Origin of the sequence: Bacillus infantis, assembly GCF_020171945.1 — a bacterium.
Lineage (GTDB): Bacteria > Bacillota > Bacilli > Bacillales > Cytobacillaceae > Bacillus_AB > Bacillus_AB infantis_A.
Window position 1 is genome coordinate 15,492 of the sequence record NZ_JAIVAP010000030.1, and the last position, 19,312, is coordinate 34,803.

17 protein-coding genes are annotated in these 19,312 nt (G+C 43.4%); 16 read left to right on the plus strand and 1 reads right to left on the minus strand.

All coding sequences use genetic code 11. The annotated features are described in order from the left end of the window. Positions 1-101: 101 nt before the first annotated feature. From cpaB to LCM00_RS23680, 15 genes are all read left to right on the plus strand, one after another. Positions 102-947, plus strand: coding sequence for a Flp pilus assembly protein CpaB (gene cpaB, locus LCM00_RS23610; protein WP_224906599.1), 846 nt, complete (start codon positions 102-104; stop codon positions 945-947). A gap of 34 nt (positions 948-981) precedes the next feature. After that, positions 982-2,142: an AAA family ATPase gene (locus LCM00_RS23615; RefSeq protein ID WP_224906601.1), complete on the plus strand. Its 1,161-nt coding sequence runs from the start codon at positions 982-984 to the stop codon at positions 2,140-2,142. Positions 2,143-2,157: 15 nt separating this feature from the next. Then, complete coding sequence (locus tag LCM00_RS23620) at positions 2,158-3,483, plus strand: CpaF family protein (protein ID WP_404802189.1); 1,326 nt, start codon at positions 2,158-2,160, stop codon at positions 3,481-3,483. 12 nt (positions 3,484-3,495) lie between these two features. Next, a complete protein-coding gene (locus tag LCM00_RS23625) occupies positions 3,496-4,422 on the plus strand; it encodes a type II secretion system F family protein (protein WP_224906605.1) in 927 nt (308 codons plus the stop codon). 2 nt (positions 4,423-4,424) lie between these two features. Continuing rightward, positions 4,425-5,363, plus strand: a complete 939-nt coding sequence (locus LCM00_RS23630; protein WP_224906607.1) for a type II secretion system F family protein — start codon at positions 4,425-4,427, stop codon at positions 5,361-5,363. Between the two features lie 106 nt (positions 5,364-5,469). Next, complete coding sequence (locus LCM00_RS23635; protein ID WP_009795824.1) at positions 5,470-5,700, plus strand: hypothetical protein; 231 nt, start codon at positions 5,470-5,472, stop codon at positions 5,698-5,700. Between the two features lie 29 nt (positions 5,701-5,729). Beyond that, positions 5,730-7,100, plus strand: a complete 1,371-nt coding sequence (locus LCM00_RS23640; protein WP_224906609.1) for a vWA domain-containing protein — start codon at positions 5,730-5,732, stop codon at positions 7,098-7,100. 24 nt (positions 7,101-7,124) lie between these two features. Next, positions 7,125-7,511 carry a TadE/TadG family type IV pilus assembly protein gene (locus LCM00_RS23645; RefSeq protein ID WP_224906611.1) on the plus strand — a complete coding sequence of 129 codons (387 nt, stop codon included), beginning with the start codon at positions 7,125-7,127 and terminating at the stop codon, positions 7,509-7,511. A gap of 9 nt (positions 7,512-7,520) precedes the next feature. Then, positions 7,521-8,165, plus strand: a complete 645-nt coding sequence (locus LCM00_RS23650) for a hypothetical protein (RefSeq protein WP_224906614.1) — start codon at positions 7,521-7,523, stop codon at positions 8,163-8,165. A gap of 19 nt (positions 8,166-8,184) precedes the next feature. After that, the gene (locus LCM00_RS23655) at positions 8,185-9,468 is read left to right on the plus strand and encodes a hypothetical protein (RefSeq protein ID WP_224906616.1); all 1,284 of its coding nucleotides are present in this window, start codon (positions 8,185-8,187) and stop codon (positions 9,466-9,468) included. Positions 9,469-9,480: 12 nt separating this feature from the next. Continuing rightward, positions 9,481-10,350 (plus strand): hypothetical protein, encoded by an 870-nt coding sequence (locus LCM00_RS23660; RefSeq protein WP_224906618.1) that lies wholly within the window; start codon positions 9,481-9,483, stop codon positions 10,348-10,350. Continuing rightward, the gene (locus tag LCM00_RS23665; RefSeq protein WP_224906620.1) at positions 10,331-11,008 is read left to right on the plus strand and encodes a hypothetical protein; all 678 of its coding nucleotides are present in this window, start codon (positions 10,331-10,333) and stop codon (positions 11,006-11,008) included. The genes LCM00_RS23660 and LCM00_RS23665 overlap by 20 nt, the downstream gene beginning before the upstream one ends. Positions 11,009-11,353: 345 nt before the next feature. Next, entirely contained in the window at positions 11,354-12,154 is an 801-nt protein-coding gene (locus LCM00_RS23670; RefSeq protein WP_224906622.1) for a hypothetical protein, read from the plus strand. A 184-nt stretch (positions 12,155-12,338) separates the two neighbouring features. Next, positions 12,339-12,803 carry a hypothetical protein gene (locus tag LCM00_RS23675; RefSeq protein WP_224906623.1) on the plus strand — a complete coding sequence of 155 codons (465 nt, stop codon included), beginning with the start codon at positions 12,339-12,341 and terminating at the stop codon, positions 12,801-12,803. 99 nt (positions 12,804-12,902) lie between these two features. Further along, positions 12,903-14,591, plus strand: a complete 1,689-nt coding sequence (locus LCM00_RS23680; RefSeq protein WP_224906625.1) for a hypothetical protein — start codon at positions 12,903-12,905, stop codon at positions 14,589-14,591. Between the two features lie 295 nt (positions 14,592-14,886). Here LCM00_RS23680 and LCM00_RS23685 read toward each other — a convergent pair whose 3' ends face one another. Further along, positions 14,887-15,186, minus strand: a complete 300-nt coding sequence (locus LCM00_RS23685; RefSeq protein ID WP_224906627.1) for a hypothetical protein — start codon at positions 15,184-15,186, stop codon at positions 14,887-14,889. A gap of 424 nt (positions 15,187-15,610) precedes the next feature. On the opposite strand from LCM00_RS23685, the gene LCM00_RS23690 reads away from it, so the two are divergent. After that, a complete protein-coding gene (locus LCM00_RS23690) occupies positions 15,611-19,252 on the plus strand; it encodes a chitobiase/beta-hexosaminidase C-terminal domain-containing protein (RefSeq protein ID WP_224906629.1) in 3,642 nt (1,213 codons plus the stop codon). Positions 19,253-19,312 lie beyond the last annotated feature (60 nt).

A 19,312-nucleotide genomic window follows, 5' to 3' on the forward strand; every position in this document is an offset into this window, starting at 1 on the left:
TCACTTGTTTTGGAACGGTTTAAACAAGGTAAATAGTAGTGAAATTGAAGGAAAGATTTTCTTGTAAAAATAAAAATTACCTATAGGAGAGAAGCCGCAGGATGTTGGAGTCGAAGAGGAGAGCTATCATATTTATTCTTGTATCAGTTTTATTAGCAGCAGCAGCGGGATTTTTCGTATTAAAGAAAGTCAGCGAGCTGAATTCGGAGCTAGGAGGGATGACAGAGGTTTATGTAGCTGCCAGTGATATACCTTCCCGGACCCTTATTGAGAGGGAACAGGTGAAAACTGTTGAAATTCCTAAGAGGTATGTAAATAACTCCCATGTAACCAATGTTGAAGAACTAATTAACAAGGTACTAGTTGTACCGTTAGCTGCAGAGGATGTTATTACTAAAACGATGATTAAGCCTGTATCTAATGTCAAAGACGAGAATAATAGGCTTGTGATGATTCCGCAGTCAGATAAAGTCAATTTCGATCAGCAGCTGGAAGCTTTAGATAGGGTTGACATTATCGTATCGCACAAATTTAATGACAAGCCTGTAACAGAGACATTTATGAAGGATGTTCCAGTAGCAGCGGTGCTTCAAAGCAATAAAAAGTTTAAAGGAATTGTTGTAGAGATTGCGGATGAAGATGCTCCGCAAGTCATACACATGCAAAATTACGCAGATAGCATGAGAATACTAAAAGCCAATGTGGGCAAAGATGAACCGGCAGAAGGAGAAGCTGCTGAGGCAAACGAAGCCCAGGCTTCAGAACAGAAGTCAGCAGAGCAGAAAGCTGCTGCAGATAAGAAAGCCGCTGCAGATAAGAAAGCAGCAGAGCAGAAGGCAGCTGCAGATAAGAAAGCTGCAGAACAAAAAGCTGCTGCAGAAAAAAAGAAGCAGGAAGACAAGAAAAAACAGGAAGAGCAGCAGAAAACCAATGGCACGGGAAGTTAAAGGCCAATCAACCAGATAGTAATGGAGGACGAACATGGGTGACGAAATTAAAATTCTGCTTGTAAGCGATGAAGAACAATCACTCACAAGTATCAGAGGTCTTTTTACAGATTTTAAACAGGTAGAGATGATAAGCCACAATGAGGTCAGGACTGAACTGGACCGCTTGGCGCCTGACCTGGTGTTTTTGATTGAGTCTGAGGGAGAAGCTACTGTTGATACCATTGATTATATCCATGCGGCAAGCCCAATGCTTCCGATTGTATTCATTGCCTTCTCGCAGGACTTTGACTTATTAAGAAATGTTACTAGGGCAGGGGTCGTGGACTATTTTGTCCTGCCAGATGAAAATACAATGCTTTATGGAAGATTGGACAGCATCATACAGATGGCTGTGCAAAGAAAGCAGCAGCTATCGGAGACCGCTTCAGCAAGCCAGTCGTTTAAGAGGGGGAGGGGAAGAATCTTCTCTTTTTACAGCGGAAAAGGAGGAAGCGGCAGAACGATTATATCCAGCGCATTTGCTCAAACATTAAAGCTGGAATCTACTGCCCAAGTCATCTTGATTGATTTGAATCTCCAGTTCGGCGGAGTCGAAACTTACCTATCTATTGAATCAAACAGGTCTTTGGCTGATCTGCTCCCTGTAATCGAGGAACTAAATGAAAGCCATATCCGAAATGTGTCGGAGAAGGAGAGGTATTCCAAATTGGAAATTCTGCTGAGCCCGCGTGATGCCGAAGTTGCGGAAAATCTGCCGGAAGGCTTTGTTTCCCGTTTATTGCGGACTTGCAGGAGAAGTTATGATTTTGTGCTTGTGGATTTGCCTGCAGCCATGAATGAGCATACTTATTCCGCTTTAGAGGAGTCAGATAAAATTTACTATACTCTTAATCTGGATACGCCATCAATAAGCATGCTGAAGCAGGTAGAAGGGTTATTTTTGAGGCTCGGAATTGAAACAGAAGGCAGAATGGAACTTCTTCTTAATGAAGTCGGACGTGAGAATGAAATTAATCCCGCTGATCTTAAAAGTGTCATCCAATATCCGGTAGCTTATAAAATTCCTCGGGATATCAAAGGGGTTCAGGCCCATATCAATAAAAGCGAGCCATTCAGGAAAGAAGCCACAGAAAAGAAACTTATCCCGTTCACTAAATCCATTAAAAAATGGGTAAGCCAAATTTTAGAGTAAAAGGGTTGATGAGCTGTGTCACTATTTGAAAAAAAAACAGAAAAAAAGGCAAGCCGATCATCTTCCAGAACACTATTGGAAAATCATTATATCTCTGAACTGGTAGACCATTATAAGACAAGGATATTGAAGGAGGCTAATCTCGAGGTTCTTACGAATTTGCCGCAGGGAGAAATGAGGCTGAGAATTGAACAGCTAATCAGCCAATATATGAGTGAGGAAAAAATTATCCTTCCTAGGCATGACAAGGAATTGCTGCTCACGAGAATCATTGACGAATCTATAGGATATGGTCCCTTAGAGCCTCTTCTGAATGATGCTACCATTACAGAGATACTTATTAACGGACCGAAAGAAATATATATTGAGAAGCTCGGCAAGCTGCAGCCTGCACCCATTTCGTTCCGGGACGACAGTCATGTCCGCCATGTGATTGACCGGATCGTCGCTCCGCTGGGCAGAAGAATTGATGACAGCTCGCCAATGGTCGATGCAAGGCTTCCGGATGGGAGCCGTGTGAATGCAGTCATTCCCCCAATCAGCTTGAATGGGCCTCTTGTTTCTATACGTAAATTCCGGAAAGACCCGTTCAAAATGTCAGATCTCTTAAACTTTGAAACTTTGAATGATGACATGTCAGTATTCTTGGATGCCATCGTAAAGTCTAAGCTCAATGTACTGATTTCGGGCGGAACAGGAAGCGGGAAGACAACACTGCTGAATGTACTTGGAAATTCCATACCCGCTAAGGAAAGGGTCATCACTATTGAGGATTCAGCTGAACTTCGGTTGGATAAGCCCAATGTTGTAGGAATGGAAGCAAGGCCGGAAAACATGGAAGGCGAAGGAGAAATCACTATTCGTCACCTAGTGAAAAACTCTCTGAGGATGAGACCGGATCGAATTATTGTCGGTGAGGTCCGTGGAGCTGAAGCATTTGATATGCTGCAGGCTATGAATACAGGACATGAAGGCTCTATTACTACAGTTCATGCCAATACCCCATTTGATGCCCTTAGGCGTGTAGAGGGGATGGTTATTATGGCAGGAATGGATCTTCCTTCAAGCATCATCCGTGAATATATCGTCGGTGCCCTTGATATTATAGTCCAAAGCTCCAGGCTGACGGACGGCACAAGAAAGATCACCTCTATCTGCGAAATTTACCGCAATGAGAACGGTGAAATCACAATAAATGAAATCTTTACTTTTAAAAGGAATGGACTGAAGGGCAATGGCCAGGTGGACGGGTATTTTACCCCTACAGGACATCTGCCAAAGTGCCTGGAAAGAATAAAGGTCTTTGGAATTGATATTCCAGATACACTATTTACCGCATAGGAGGTGAGCCTGATGGAAAGTGCCGTCTTATTCGGGGCAGCTGTGCTGCTGTTTATTTGGGGGATGTACAACTACCTTGGGTACAGGAAAGAGAAGAAGGAAATTCAAAAGAAATACGAAGAACTTTTTAAAACAGAAAAACAGCGAAGCAGTTTTATAGCAAAAGTTGGAGACCGCTTCGATCAAACAGATTATGCAATGGATTTGAAAAAGAAGCTGGTTCAGGCTAATATCCCTATTTTGCCTTCCGAGTTTTATGCAATCCTCATATTTATCGGGTTCCTGATGTCAATTTTATTATTTGGCTTTTTTAACATACCGTTAATCATTAGTGCTGGAATATCTGCCATAGGGGTATTTGCAGCATACTGGTTCATATTCTTTATCAGAAAAAATAAGTACACAGAGCAATTAAATAATCAGTTATCAGAGGCATGCAGACTGCTTGGAAATGCTACAAAATCAGGAATGACCATTACTCAGGGGCTGGAAGTTGTTGCCTCAGAAATAAATTCCCCCGCAAGAGAGGAATTTAAAGTGTTAACGCAAAATATCAGGCTTGGACTGGATTTTGAACGTGCTCTAGCCGAGATGGAAAAAAGAATTAAAACGAGAGAATATAAGCTTTTTATTTCCGCATTGATGATCCAAAAAAGATCGGGAGGAAACTTAACAAAAGTACTTTATGAAATGGCGCAAACACTTGAGGAACGGAAAATTTTGCGGCAAACCATAAAAACAGCAACAGCAGAGCAGCGTTTTGTCTCATATATTCTGCCTGCGATGCCTATTTTTTTATTATTCATGCTGAATAATATTATGGATGGATTTATCGACCTTATATTTACAGTTCCAGGAGCTATTTTAATGACAATATTTATAATCGGGATGGCAGTAGCTCTTATTCTGGTAAGAGCTGTTACCAATATCAAGGTGTAGCTATGGATTCCATCATTTTGATTACTGTTATACTTTGTTGGCTGACGCTAGTCCTCGGATTAATTAACCTTTACCAGTTTGCCAAAAGAAAGGAAGTTTTAAAGCTTCATATTGATGAAATTGCCGCTTCCTCTGCGTTCGACGTTTCCAAGAAGACGAGTGGATCCGAAAAAATTATCACTTTCTTAGCGAGATATGCTGACGATTTTTCTACTATTGGTGAGAGAGTGAACTTATTAAGCGAATCAGCTGAAATTCAAACACTCCTTAGGAAAGCAGGCAATCCATTTGAGATGACAGTTGGCCGCTTTCAAGGTTTTAAAATTGTATGTGTGATTATAGGGTTCATTGCTGGATTGTTCGCGGTATTACTAGGGCTTCCTTTATCCAATATAGCGTTTGTAACACTTCCTATCTTTGGCTTCTTCGTTCCTATACTCCTGGTCCGTTCAAAGGCAAAAAAACGACAGCAGCAGTTAAGGAGTGATCTGCCAGATTTTCTGGATACCGTTAGCGTGAGCTTGCAAGCGGGCTCCAATCTGGATAGTGCTTTAAAGGAAGTCATTAAATATTTTTCAGGCCCAATAAAAGAGGAGTTCTCCATATTCCTGCAGGAGATCGACTTAGGGGTTCCGAGGGAAAAAGCCTATGGAGGCCTGCTCGAAAGAAATGACAACGAAGAGTTTCAAAGTTTTATAAAGTCATTAATTCAAGCGACGAGATTGGGAGTTCCGATGGCCTCTACATTAAAAAGCCAGGCGGAGGATATCAGGAAAATCAGCTTGGAGCAGGTGAAAGAAAAGGCAGCAAAAGCATCGCCTAAAGTTACAATGATCACATCATTCATCATTGCTCCATTAATCATGCTGCTGATTATCGGGCTGGTGCTGCTGAATATGATTTACGGTGAAAATAGTCTGTTACAGTTCTTCACCACGTAGTATCCTTAATGCCGAAACTTGGAAGGGGTGATGCCGAAAATTATTCGTTCCGGATGAATGTGTACTAAGGATTTAATAGATAATTAAAAATTAGGAGGAATTTATAATGAAAACGATGTTAACAAAAATGAACAATTGTGTGATTGGGCTATATGCGAATGCAAAAAGCAAGGTTCAAAATGAAGCAGGTGTTTCAACAATTGAATGGGTTGGACTGGCAGCAGTTGTTGTAGCATTAATGTTTGCAGTTGCCGGAGCGATGAGTGGACAGGGAAGCGGACTCGCAGGTGCTATCGTTGGGAAAATCTCAGATATGATCGAGTCAATTGGGAACTAATTTTGTTTTAGTAAGCTTGGAGGACATCTATGCGTAAATTATCAAGAATTCTCTTTGCTCCTCTTCTCATTGGGAGTATCATTTCCGGGTGCTCCGCAAGCGGAGGAGAAGATGATAAGCAGGTTCAAAAACAAGAAGTCGAGAAAGAGAAGGCTGATGCTGATCAGGCTGTTGGCAATGCTGACAACCCGACAAAGCTTGAAAGTCCTCCTTTGCCCGTATCATTGGAGGAAATCTTCTCTTATCCTGAGGGATCCTTTTCCAGTGAGGATTTAAGCATAGACACTGCAGATACAGAGGCTGCGTTGAATGCAGTTCCTGCAGTGCCAGAAGATGCATCTGATGAAGAGGTTAAAGAGGTATTTGGTTACCTGTATTCTCTGTACAAAATGGAATATCAGGACCCAAGGGCTATCATGGATTCAGCATCTGAGGTGGAAGGACCTGAATCAGAGGGCGGATCCCAGGAATCACCCGCCAGTTTTAATGTTGAGATTGTCCTGGATGCCAGCGGAAGTATGGCTAATAAACTAGGTTCCAAGACCCGGATGGAATTAGCGAAAGAATCTATAAAAGAATTTGCTTCTTCCCTCCCTGAAGAAGCAAATATAAGTTTAAGAGTATATGGGCATAAAGGAACAGGATCAGATTCAGATAAAAAAATGTCCTGCTCATCCAATGAGCTGGTGTATTCGCCCCAGCCTTATATTGAAGGTGAACTGAACAGTGCACTGGATAAATTCAATCCAGCGGGCTGGACGCCGCTTGCACAGTCCCTGATAGAAGCCCAAAAGGATTTGTCCCAGTTTGAAGGGCAGGATAATAAGAATATGGTTTATGTAGTCAGTGACGGGATTGAGACATGCGGCGGTAATCCAGTAGAGGCTGCAAAAAATCTGAAAGATTCCGGTGTAGCCCCTGTTGTCAATATCATTGGATTTGATGTTAAGGGGAAGGATCAGCAGCAGCTGGAGGAAGTAGCAAAAGCTGCAGGAGGCACCTATCAGAATGTTACCAGCCAGCAGCAGCTCAATAATGAGCTGAATAAGGCTGTAGAGGAGTCCTTAAAATGGCGGACCTGGTATTACGAAGAACGAATGAATTCCCTGGAAGACTTCAATTCTCAGAAACTGGATATCCGTTCCATTAAGAACGACTGGGTGAAGAATCATAATATTGAAAAGGCAAAAATCACGACATCATTAAGTCAAATAAAGCAAAAGGGCAAAATAACTGATGAGCAGCTTTCGCAATTAACTGACTTCAGAGATGACTATTACAAAAGCCAAAGGGAAGTAATTGATGATTTGGCAAACGTATTAATTGATGCAAAACAATCTGATATGGAAAGTATTAGGCAGCAAATAGATGAATTATATGAAAAAAATGTATCCAATTAAACAGCAAAGAGGGGGGGGCGCATTGTGAAAAAGCTGAAAAGTGAACGGGGCTCGGCCACCATTGAATTCCTCGCAATGGTGCCCCTTGTTTTGTTGATATTGATGATTTTTGTTCAATTTCTGGTAGCAGGATACGCCGTCATGGTGGCTCAGTCTGCAGTGAATGAGGCAGCCAAGGTTTATTCAACCTCAGGAGATATGGGCGAAGCTAATATTGCAGCAAGTACTGTCTTATCTAACGCAGGAGGGAATCTTAATTTCAACGGAGTCGCTAAAAGCGGAGGAGACGGCAAGAACTTTACACTTACACTCAATGTGGATCTAAGACTGATTTTTATTCCTGAAAAATATACGGGATCGATGCCGAATATATCATTTGCCAGGTCGATCAATGGCAGGGTGATGGATTAAGTGGAACACTTGAATAATGAAAAAGGCAATACTACTTTATTTATGATTAGTTTTTTTGGGATTTTTGCCCTGATGTTTATGATGATTGCAAACTTTGCAAATGTACTAATTGAAAAGCAGCATGCTTCGAATAATGCCGAACAGGCAAGCCTTGTAGCATCAGGGATTATATTGGAGGCTCTTAATACAGCGATATCTGAATACGATAAAGAGGTTATTAGACGCCTTCTGGAAGATCCGGATTTGGACCTTGAGAAGCTGCGGGAAAAGGTTGACGATGAAATTAATGCCTTGCCAGCGGACTACAAGCAATATGAAAAGAAACATATTGCAATTAATAATGTCCTCAAACGAGAACTTCCAGGCAATGGGCTGCTTCAAGAAAAGGTTTTGGCTGAATTAACTAATGCGGAGAGTCAAATCCCCTATGAAGTCGGCGCAAATATTTCGGGAAATAATGGAAAGGTTGAAGAAACAGCCATCTTCCTAAACGATAAAAACAGGATCGAGGTAGAAACCTCTACACGATATAAGGCAGTAAAGTTCGACGAGTATTTTTCTGAAAATCAGCGTTACATCAAACAAAGAGGGCAGGGCCCAAGTTTTGATTTTGCAGAAGCTATGAGTTGGAGTCTTAATCTGTCGCCACTTTAAAAAGATTGGAGGGTAAAAAATGAAGAGTGTCAAAAGGATATTTGTTTCCCTTATGGCATTGGCAGTGCTATTTTTCATGAACCCCGGATTTCTGGCTATAAATGCTTATGCCTGGGAAACGTGGAACTCAAATCCTGGCTGGAATAACAACCCAACCTGGAGCAGTCCTGGCTGGGAGAGCTCTCCTGAATGGACAAATCCCGGATGGGAGACAGCACCTGAATGGCAAACAAAGCCAGACTGGACCAAACCTGCATGGGAAACAGCACCTGAATGGCAAACAAAGCCAGACTGGACCAAACCTGCATGGGAGACAGCACCTGAATGGAACACCAAACCGTGGGAAACTAAGCCAGAGTGGAATTCAGGTCCTGGCAGTAATAACCCAAATGGGCCTTCCGGCAACCCGAATGGAAACAATCCAGGAAGCAATCCCAGCAACCCTTCAACAGTGCCTGGCGGCAGCACCAACAATCCCCCGCCTGGTCCGCCTTACAGCCAAGACTATAAAAACCCCGGATTGGAAACACTTGACCAGCTGAATCAGACAAAAAACCCACCGTCAAATAAAAGTAATCAGCCTGAAGATCCTTTCCTAACTGTCAATCCTCCAGATCCTTATAATGTCCTAAAATATTCTGCGAAAGATATAGTAGGTGGAACTATTAATCTGGCAGATAAAGTTGTGAGAGGGAATGAGCTGGAGCTTAAAGATTATCTGGACTATAAAAAAGGTCTCGCGGTTAATGGTTTTAAGACATTAACAAAGGGAGATCCTACTTTAGATGCCATCCATGATTCTCATTCAATATATAAAAGTTCAAAGGATCTTTATCAAAAGGCTAAAACCTTCGATGAGTTCAGGAAAATTAACGACCTGAAAAAAGCTGGAGATATTATAGAGGCAGCGGAAAAATTCGATGATCTATACCGGGCCGGTAAAACCTTTACTCCAGGGAATGCTATTGTTTCGGCTGTAACACTGCCCTTTGCTGTCAATGATACAGTGAATAACGTTAAGAAATTCAATAGTGCCGGTACATCAGAAGAGAAAACCGCAGCAGCCTGGGATCTTGTGGGCAATTCCGGAGAAATTATAACAGGTCTAGCCCCGGCAGTGGCACTGATTCCAGGAGCGCAGCCGATTGCTGCTGGAATGGTTGTTGTAGGCGGCGTATTAAGTCTTGCGAGCCTTGGGCATAAAATGTATAGAAACAGAGAGAAAATTGTCAAAGATGTCAAAAAGAAGTTTAATAAAGCAAAAGATACGGTAAAAGGTTTCTTCAAGTCAGTGTTTGGATAATGAGGTGCAGATATGATTAATGTAAAGCCAACAAAAGAACATATTAAAAACATAAAGAAACACAAAAAGTTTTTGGAAAAGTGGGACATGTGGGACTTTGCCTACTATGACGGCAGCACATACTATTTTATGACTGCCTATAATTCAATAACCGGTGGCATCACCGGTTATTTGATTTTAAATGAAAATGGTGATGAAGTGCCTTACAGTCTGGCAAAGGAGCCTGCCTATTATCTGATCAGTTATAACACATTGGTGCATAACACCATTAATGGCATTGCACCGCGAATGAATGAGAATATGAAGCCTCATGAGGACATGATTGAGCTTTTGAATACCCATAAAGCCGAGCTCGTTCAACAGGATCCGGGATTAAGCGGAGCTATAGACCAAATAATCGACTATACCCAGAAGAATATCCAGGAAGCATCTTATGTAAGAGATATCGTCTATACTTTGGGCGGCTATCAAAGAGAAGTAACCAGAGAAAGAGGATACTTTGACAAGGATTTTTTGGGAGTAATGGAAAATGAATTCGGGCGATACAGCGAAATTAAATATACGTACGGCATTAGGGAGCGTAAAATGCAGCCGGAGTATCAAAGGATGTATCGTCTTCTGGATTCAGGGAAAGTCACGGCACCAAAATTGAAAAGCCTATTAAAGGCTGCTATTGAGACAAATGAAAAAGAGCTTGAGAGATCCATGTCAACCTATGAGAAGGATTCTGAGGGAGTTTCTCTAGATATCGACATAAATAATATAAAAGAATCTCTAAGTCAAAATAGGTCGGCTCAGGGCGAAAAAGATTTCGAAAAAACATCAGCACTGCTAATAAGAAATCATAAATCAGGAGAGGCCCATGAAAAAAATCTTCTCTAATTCATTCAGCCTGTATGCACAAGAATTTTATAAACTTATTTTTCTGTCGCTGCTTACCTATGTTCCGCTGCTGTTGGCACATGCACTCATTGTCAACTATATTTATGAGCAAACGCTGTATACTGCCTATCCTAACTTAATAGGAGATGTAGCCAATGGTGTTTTTATGCTGATATTCTTGACTATAGCGCAAATTCCTTTTATCAAATATACCTTACTTGAGGATGAGGGAGAGGAAAACCTGTTGAAAAAAGCTATTTCCTTCTCTCTTGAAAAGGCGATCCCGGTTTATCTTTTTGCCTGCCTTTACTCTCTGCTGATTTTTATTGGAGGACTTTTCTTTGTCTTGCCTGGATTAGCAGTATTGCTGCTGTTTTACTTTGTGCCTTACTTTTTTACTGATAGCGTGAAAAGTTTTAAAGTTGCCATCAAGAAATCAGTAAGCTTTATGAAGAAAAATTTCTTCAAGGCGTTTTTCTTAATTATCCTGCTTTCTTTTACTCAATTGTTTTTTGAAAATGTTTTGATAACCCTTTTGACTTTTTATACAGATGTATATTTCACACTACTTATTGTAAAAATTCTGCTTCTTATGCTGCTGCTTCCACTGCAGACTATCATTGTGACCAATCTATATAATGAGTGGAAGGCAGTCTAACGATTCATAGTTAAGAAAGGGATGGGGAAAATCGTTTCAAAAAAAGAAAGAAAGTGGAAATGGATTTATCTATTGAGCATGGTGTTTATCTATCTTATATACATTCCCGCATTCTTATTAGATTGGCTAGTGTTGGATGGGAAGTTGCCTCTAATACCCCTGTTTATAGGAGCAGTCTTTCCTTTTATGAGGAAGAATCACCTTAAGAAAATAAGATTTGAGAACTAATGATATAAGCGCAAATAAATAAGACCCGGAATATTAAATCCCGGGTTTTATTTAATGGCTTTTTTATAAAAATAGTCGGGAATTTGAAGCGAAAATATAGTGAAAGGGGATATGCCGATGCTCGACTATAAAAAACTGCCAGACCATATCAAAAAAGTAGCCAAAGAATACGACCCCTCCAGCAACAGGATCGACTGCCTGCCTTCAAAATTTCATTATAATGGGCAAATATACTACGCGATAAGCTACTATCCAACCCTTCAGGACCTTTATATCAGGGAGGATGGCTCCGTCCCTCCTTACGAAGAAGTGAAACGGGCAACTCTCATTGTCCATGTCTATCAGACTGCAGGCGCAACTATAGTCACAACCGGAGCAGAGTGGGCGCTGTCACCTTCAGCCAAACTGTACCGTAGATGGGAAAAAGTCCTCACATCGCTGAAGAGCAAGCTTCAAGCCATTGCTCCTCCAGAAATTATGGAAAGCATAAACCACTGCCTGGACTCTGCCAAAAGATTAAGGGAAGACCAGGATATCATTTTTAACAGCGTCGAAAAAGGAACAGACCTTCTGGTAGAGGCCAATGATACAGAGATCGTAACAGAGGAAACCCAACAGCAAGTAAGAGCCTGTGTGGTGGAAATGGTAAGGGCAGCCGTCCGTAAAAATGATGAGCAGCTTAAGACGGAAAGAGATCGTAAGGAAATTTTAGCCTACCTACATACCGTATTTTTCAAAAAGCCATCTCTCCTTCTGGATTATATCTGGTTCATGAGAAATGAACCTAAAATGCTGAGCAGCGATTCTGAAACAGGGAGGGAGATGCCTGAGCTCAGGGAAATGGTGAAGGAAGATACTCCAGTGGATGAGCTGGATAATAAGGAAGATCTTTATAGGCTTCTGATGAATCCGAAGTGATTTGAGAATCGTACGATCTGGCTATATATAATATCAAGTTCGAAACAAGAGGTATTCCGTTAGTATAAAAGGAACAAACAACAGCCACACAATCAGTTTTACTTCCGAATATGGCAATGGAATAACCCGCTGGCCTGAAGGATCACCAATTAAAGGCCGGGAGTACATTGTTGAATTAGAAATATTGGATAAAGCAGAATGGAGAAAAAATGTTGTTAAAACTGATAAGGAGCCATTCAGCCTTAAACAGGCGATGGCCTATCAAAGGGAGATTACGAGGGAAAGAGGCTATTTTAACCTGGCTTTTCTGCGGAAAATGGAGGAAGAGTTTGAAAGGTACAGTATTATTATGTACACTTTCGGGCTGATAGAGCGGACAATGGCCCCGGCATATAAACGTATTTATGAGTTGGTCTCTTCAGGTAAAGTGAATGCTCCTAAGCTCAAAGGCCTCCTGAAAGCAGCGATGGAAACCAATGAGAAAGAATTAGAAAAGTCCATGTCCACCTTTGAAATAGGCCTCGATGGAAAGGAACTAAAGATTGATAAGGAGAATATCCAGGAATCGCTCCGGCTTAATAGGGAGGTACAGGGGAAAAAGGACTTCAAGGAAAAAAGCCTGCCTCTAATGAGGAATTCACGCAAGTGACATGAACTGAGCCTTTTCCCAACAAAACGAAACCCCATCGCCCCTCATCCGTATACATACTATGCATCAAGAAATACTAACTCCTGAAAGGGGAAGCATATGGGAAGCATTTTTATATTTTCAATTATAATCGGACTGGTGGCTGCAGTTCTGCTTGTGCCGCTTCAAGGCGGGAGGAGCGGGAAAAAGGATAAAAAAGAGAAGAGCCGCTTCAGCCCCGTTGGCATGACAGTGGTAGCAATAATATCTATTATCACCGCATTCGGTTTTTACTATTTAACAAACCTGGACCGGAATTTTTCTTCCGTTTGGCTGGTTCTGATCCTGGCTTCAGGTGTTGGCGCCTTTTTGGCGGCAGGGAGGGAGCGGCTTGTAAAGAGCATTGTGTTCCTGGTATCACTGCTGGCCGGAATTTACCTTTTGACCGCATTCGTTTTTAACGCAGATGAAAAGTATGAATCAGCGAAGATGGATGTAAAGACGGAAATCGAAGCTTTTGATGAAGAAAAGACACCGGCAAGCGTGCCGCCGAAATTCGCACGCAATAAGATGAAAAAGGCATTTGGCCAGGTGCCGGATACGAGTTATTATGAGCTCGGCAGCCTGCAGATCCAGAAGGTGAACGGCGATTATGTCTTTATTGCTCCAGTCGAGTTCTCGGGATTCTTCAAGTGGATGAAGGGCGACGAAACGCCGGGCTATTTTACCATCAGTGCGACGGATTCCAATGCCAATCCTAAGTTTATGAAGGAAAAGATGACCTACACGCCTTCATCTTATTTTAACAAAAACATTGAGCGCCATATCCGGAACAACTATCCAAAGAGAATATTCAACGGCGATGTGCAGCTTGAAGTTGATGATAACGGAAAGCCTTATTATGTACGCACCTATGGAGAGTTTATCTCTGCCAGGAATGGATTTAATGCGGAGGGAATCGTAGTGGTTGATCCGCAGAATGGAAAAATGAAGTCGTATAAACTGGCAGATGCACCTGGCTTCATCGATGGCGCGGTATCACCTGAAACCGTCAGCCTGCAGAACAGCTATTATGGAAATTATGTCCAGGGCTTCTGGAACAGCGTCTTCGGAAAATCTGAAGTGAAGCTGCCTTCAGATGAAGGTACCGAGGTGAACGTGAGCCCGATCTTCGACGAGAACGGTGATATGTATTACTTCACAGATTTCACCTCGCCGAAAGAAGGGGTGGACAGCATGCTTGGCTACTCCCTGACAAACTCTAGGACCGGCGAAGCGACCTTCTACACAGGAAATCTGGAAGAATCTTATATGGATTCACAGGGCAATCTGCAGATTATAGAAAAGAAATTCATTGAGAAAAAATGGAGCGGCGAAATGCCGATCCTGTACAACTTCTACGGAGAAGCCAGCTGGCTGACGCCGGTGCTGGATGCGAACGGATTCCTGCAGAATTACTTTATCGTTTCAGCGGCAAACCCGGAAATCTCCGCTTATGCCAATACGCCAAACCAGGCGCTCAAGCTGTATAAAACAGCCCTGCAGCGCGGCGGCGGAAGCGTCAATGGCAGCTCCAAGGCCGAAGAAAAGCAGATCAGCGGCACAGTCGTACGGGTTTACAAAGAAAAAACCGGCGACTACACAACCGTCTACTTCCTGCTCGATGATGGAAAAAGCTATATCGTCTCATCAGAAAACAGCCCAATGAGCATCTATCTTCAGGAAAATGACAAAGTAAACGTCACCTACCTCGACACAGGAGAAAGCTCCCTGCCGGTAAGGGGGATGGAGATAGAGGGTATGCAGTAGGTGTGTATTAGGTACCAGGTACCGTCCGTGGACAGAAAGCGGTGAAGTGTCTTTTTATGGTGCCAGGTACCATCCGTGGACAGAAAGCGGTAAAGTGTCTTTTTATGGTGCCAGGTACCATCCGTGGACAAAAGAGGTAAAGTGTCTTTTTATGGTGCCAGGTACCACCCGTGGACAAAAAGTGGTAAAGTGTCTTTTTATGGTACCTGGCACCGCACATAACCGCCAATAACAAAAAACAAGAAACCCTCACAAAAACCTTGCTCCAATAAGGCTTTTGTGAGGGTTTCTTTGTTTATTCGTCCGGAAACAGATCCATATTGAATAAATTGTATTCTTCTTCCGCTGCGTCTTCTTTTGGTTCTTCAACAGGATCCTGCCTGCGGACTTCAGCTGGCCTGTGCCCATGCCGGCGCCTGTTAAGATCCTTGAACTCCATTTCCAGATACTCCGCCTGATCGTGCGAAATCTTGATGGTCACTTCATTGCCGGATTCATCGGAAGCCTTCAGCAGGACATAGCTTTCAGCCGCATCCCTCAGCGTGACATTGCTCAATGTCAGATTCATATCATTCAATTCATAGCGTGCTCTCATTGCAAAGCCTCCATTGCCTTTCTCGCTTACCCCATAGATGTCTCTATTCTACTGTTTATCAGGGGAATTATAAAGCAGGGATTCACAAAAGCGCAAAAAATCTGTACCTGGCACCCCCGTGGACAAATAGAGGTAAAGTGTCTTTTTGTGGTACCTGGCACCATAAAAGGACAAAACACAGGAAAGTGTCTTTTTACGGTACCTGGCACCCGTGTCAGCCGGCAGCACCCAACCTTCTACCCACCCCACGCATAGTGCCAAAATCTCATTTTTCGATATTTACACAAAATTTACAATAATTTATTGAAACCCTAATTCCGGGGTGCTTTACTAGTAGATGGAACAGGATGTCTTCAGCCTTTTGGGCTAGAGCCCGGGACTTAAGCATCCTGCTAAAAAACTCATACTGGAGAGGATCAAAAAGATGGGAATACGACAGCGTCAATCGTTCAGCCTTGTACTCATTTTTGCACTAATCTTTAGCCTTGTTTCTCCATTTCAATCCTCCACTGCGAAAGCGGCTGATGTTATTTCGGTTGCAGATGCCATTGCCAACAATAAAGGCACGGCAACAGTGGAAGGCTATATTGTCGGAGGGGCGAAATCAGGACCAACCTATGAACAGGCGGCACCATTCACTGTGGATACCAACCTGGGCATAGCTGATTCTCCCTCTGAAACAGACACAAAGAAAATCCTGCCGGTGCAGCTTCCAACAGGCAGCATCCGCACAGCCCTCAATCTTGTGGACCACCCGGAAAACTTGGGCAAGAAAGTCCAGATTACAGGAGCACTCCAGTCTTACTTCTCGGTCCCAGGCCTTAAAAGCCCAACCGCTTTTTCAATCATTGAAGAAGACACCACAACCGTCAAACGTGTCACTGCCTCACCAGGAGCCGGCGCAGTTCCTGCTGGCACCGAAGTAACACTCTCGACAGCTACACAAAATGCAGTGATCCACTATACCCTTGACGGCTCCGAACCGGACGAAAGCAGTCCTGTTTACAGCAGCCCAATCACGATTAATGAACCAGCAACCATCAAAGCTTTTGCTTCAGCCGAAGAGCTGGACAATAGCGAAGTATCACAATTCGACTATACGATTGCAGAGCAGCTCACGATTTCTGAAGTCAGAGCGCTTCCGCTTGAAACTACTGTTTTTGCAGAAGGAACAGTGACAGCTGTTCTTGGCGCTGCCACTTATATTCAGGATGAGACCGGCGGCATCGTGCTGTACGGGAATGGCCTGAATGTGGAGCCGGGCGATTTAGTCAAGGCTTCAGGCAAACTGACAGACTACAATTCTCTCCTTGAGATTGAAGTAGCAGCAAGCGATGTAAAGGTCTTAGAAAAAACAGAACTCCCTGCAGCAGAGGAAGTAACTGCTGCTGACCTGAAAGAAGACAAAGAAGCCACTTTGCTGACTCTGAAAAATGTTGAAATCCAGTCATTCAGCAGCGGCAACTACACAGCTGTTGATGAAAACGGCGTGTCCTTCCAGATTCGCCCAGAGGAAGCAGGACTGCTTACTATCAATACTTCCTATGATTCTATTACAGGAGTCCTTGGTTCTTACAGGGATGTATACCAGCTGATCCCGCGCAACGCAGGGGATATCATCGCTGATTCTTCGACTGTCCAGCCGATCGTTGCCTCGCCGGCACCAGGACTGATTAAAGAAGGCGATAAAGTCACACTCTCAACAGGCACTGAAGGAGCCGCCATCTACTATACAACTGACGGCACCGAGCCTACTGAGGACAGCACGCTGTATGAAACGCCAATCGAGATTACAAAAGATACAACCATCAAAGCCATTGGTGTAAAAGAAGGCTTGAAAAACAGCAAGCCAGCAGTCCTGAATTATATCATTCAAAAAGAAAATGTCCGCATCCATGATATCCAGGGGGCAGGCCATTATTCTCCATATCAAGGCCAGAATGTAAATGATATTGAAGGAATTGTAGTGAAAGTACTGGATTCCAATAATTTCTACATGCAAGACCTCCAGCCTGATGAAGATGATAAAACGTCAGAAGGTATCCTTGTGTATAAAAAAGCCCATGGCGTAAAGCTTGGCGATGTTGTCAAAGCATCCGGCCAGGTGAAGGAATATGTCATGGAAGGCTATTCTGACAGACTGCAGAATGATCTGCCGGTAACGGAGATCGCAGCCACAACAGTCACTGCTGCAGGCAGCCAGGAGCTTCCGGAGCCGGTGAACATCGGCGCAGACCGTAAGATTCCAACAGAAATCATTGATAATGACGGATTGACAGAATTCGATCCTGAAGAAGACGGCATCGATTTCTTCGAAAGCCTGGAAGGCATGCTGATCCAGGTGGACAACCCTAAAGTTGTCGCGCCGCAGAAATACGGCGAGCTGACAGTCGTTCCTGAATCTGTCCCAACAAACACAGATGAAGGCGGACTTCGCATTACAAAAGACGATTTTAACCCGGAAAGAATCACACTAGATATTGATGACGAAAGCTTTGTTGCCAAAATGGGCGACCGCTTCAACGGCAGCATCACAGGTGTGGTGAGCTACGGCTTCAGCGGCTATAAGGTGATCGTTGAAAAAAATAGTCTTCCGGAATTTGTGGAAGGCGATAATGAGCGGGAAACAACAGACATTACACCAGTCGATGACAAGCTTACAATCGCTTCATACAATGTAGAGAACTTTTCAACCAAGACAGATGATGAAAAAGTGACAAGACTGGCAGAAGCAATCGTCCAAAACCTGAAGCAGCCGGATATCGTTGGACTTACTGAGGTTCAGGACAATGACGGCCAGACAGACAGCGGAAATACAGATGCAAGCCAAAGCTATGAAACACTGATTGCCAAAATCAAAGAGCTTGGCGGACCTGAGTATTCTTATACAGATATTGCTCCAGTCAATAACCAGGACGGCGGAGCGCCAGGCGGAAACATCCGCGTCGGCTTCCTCTATAAAGCAGATCGCGTTACACTGGTGCCAGGTACTAAAGGTACGGCAACTGAATCTGTAGACTTTGAAAATGGCCAGCTTACACTGAACCCTGGACGCATCGAACCGACTGACCCGGCATTTGACTCAAGCCGAAAGCCGCTTGCAGCCCAGTTCGAATTCAATGGAGAAAAGGTTATTGTCGTTGCTAACCACTTTAACTCCAAAGGCGGAGACCAGCCGCTGTTCGGCAAAAATCAGCCGCCGGTCCTTGGAAGCGAAGTACAGCGCATGAAGATTGCCGCCATTGTGAACGGTTTTGTAAAAGACGTTCTCGCGGATGACCCTGAAGCCAATATCGTCCTGCTTGGCGACTTCAACGACTTTGAATTCTCGAACCCGCTGCAGGTACTAAAAGGCCAGGAACTGACCAATATGATCGAAAAAGTCCCTGCCGAGGAACGCTATTCTTACTCCTACCAGGGCAATGCCCAGGTACTGGATCATATCCTTGTATCCAATAACCTGGCAGACAGAACACAGGTCGACATCGTCCACATCAATTCTGCGTTCATGGAAGAACACGGCCGTGCCAGCGACCATGATCCAGTGCTGATTCAGACAACGCTCAAGCCGGCAGTCGTGGAAGAACCAGAACAGCCGGAAGAGCCTGAATACGATAAAATCTACAACCTGGTTGGCTATAAAGCGAAAAAGCTTACTGTCAACGAGAAAAATGCACTGGTCATGATGGATGCCGCCTCTGAAATCAAAGAAGGCATCACAATCAAGAAAAACGCCACCCTTAAAGGGGAAGGCCTGAAGAAAACCAAGGTTATCATCAAATCGGCCGCCCACGGCAGCATTGTTGACTTCACAGGAACTGAAGTCAAAGAAGTCTTAATTGACAGCGACAAAGTAGCCGAAATCAGAGGCGCCGAAAACGTACAAAAATGGAGTGTCGGAAAGCATGTAGACACTTCAGATATTCTATTCACTGACTCTAAAGGAGAAGAAATTCCTTCTCCGCTTACGAAGACTCCGGATGTGAAAGAGAAAATTTCTAATCTGGTAAACTACCTGCTTGAGCTTTTAAAACAGAGATGGGGCCACCTGTTCCCTCAGCCTTAAAGAAGATAAGTAATGCATTGCCGGAACAGCCTATCTTCTGCAGAAACCCCTTGAGGTGAG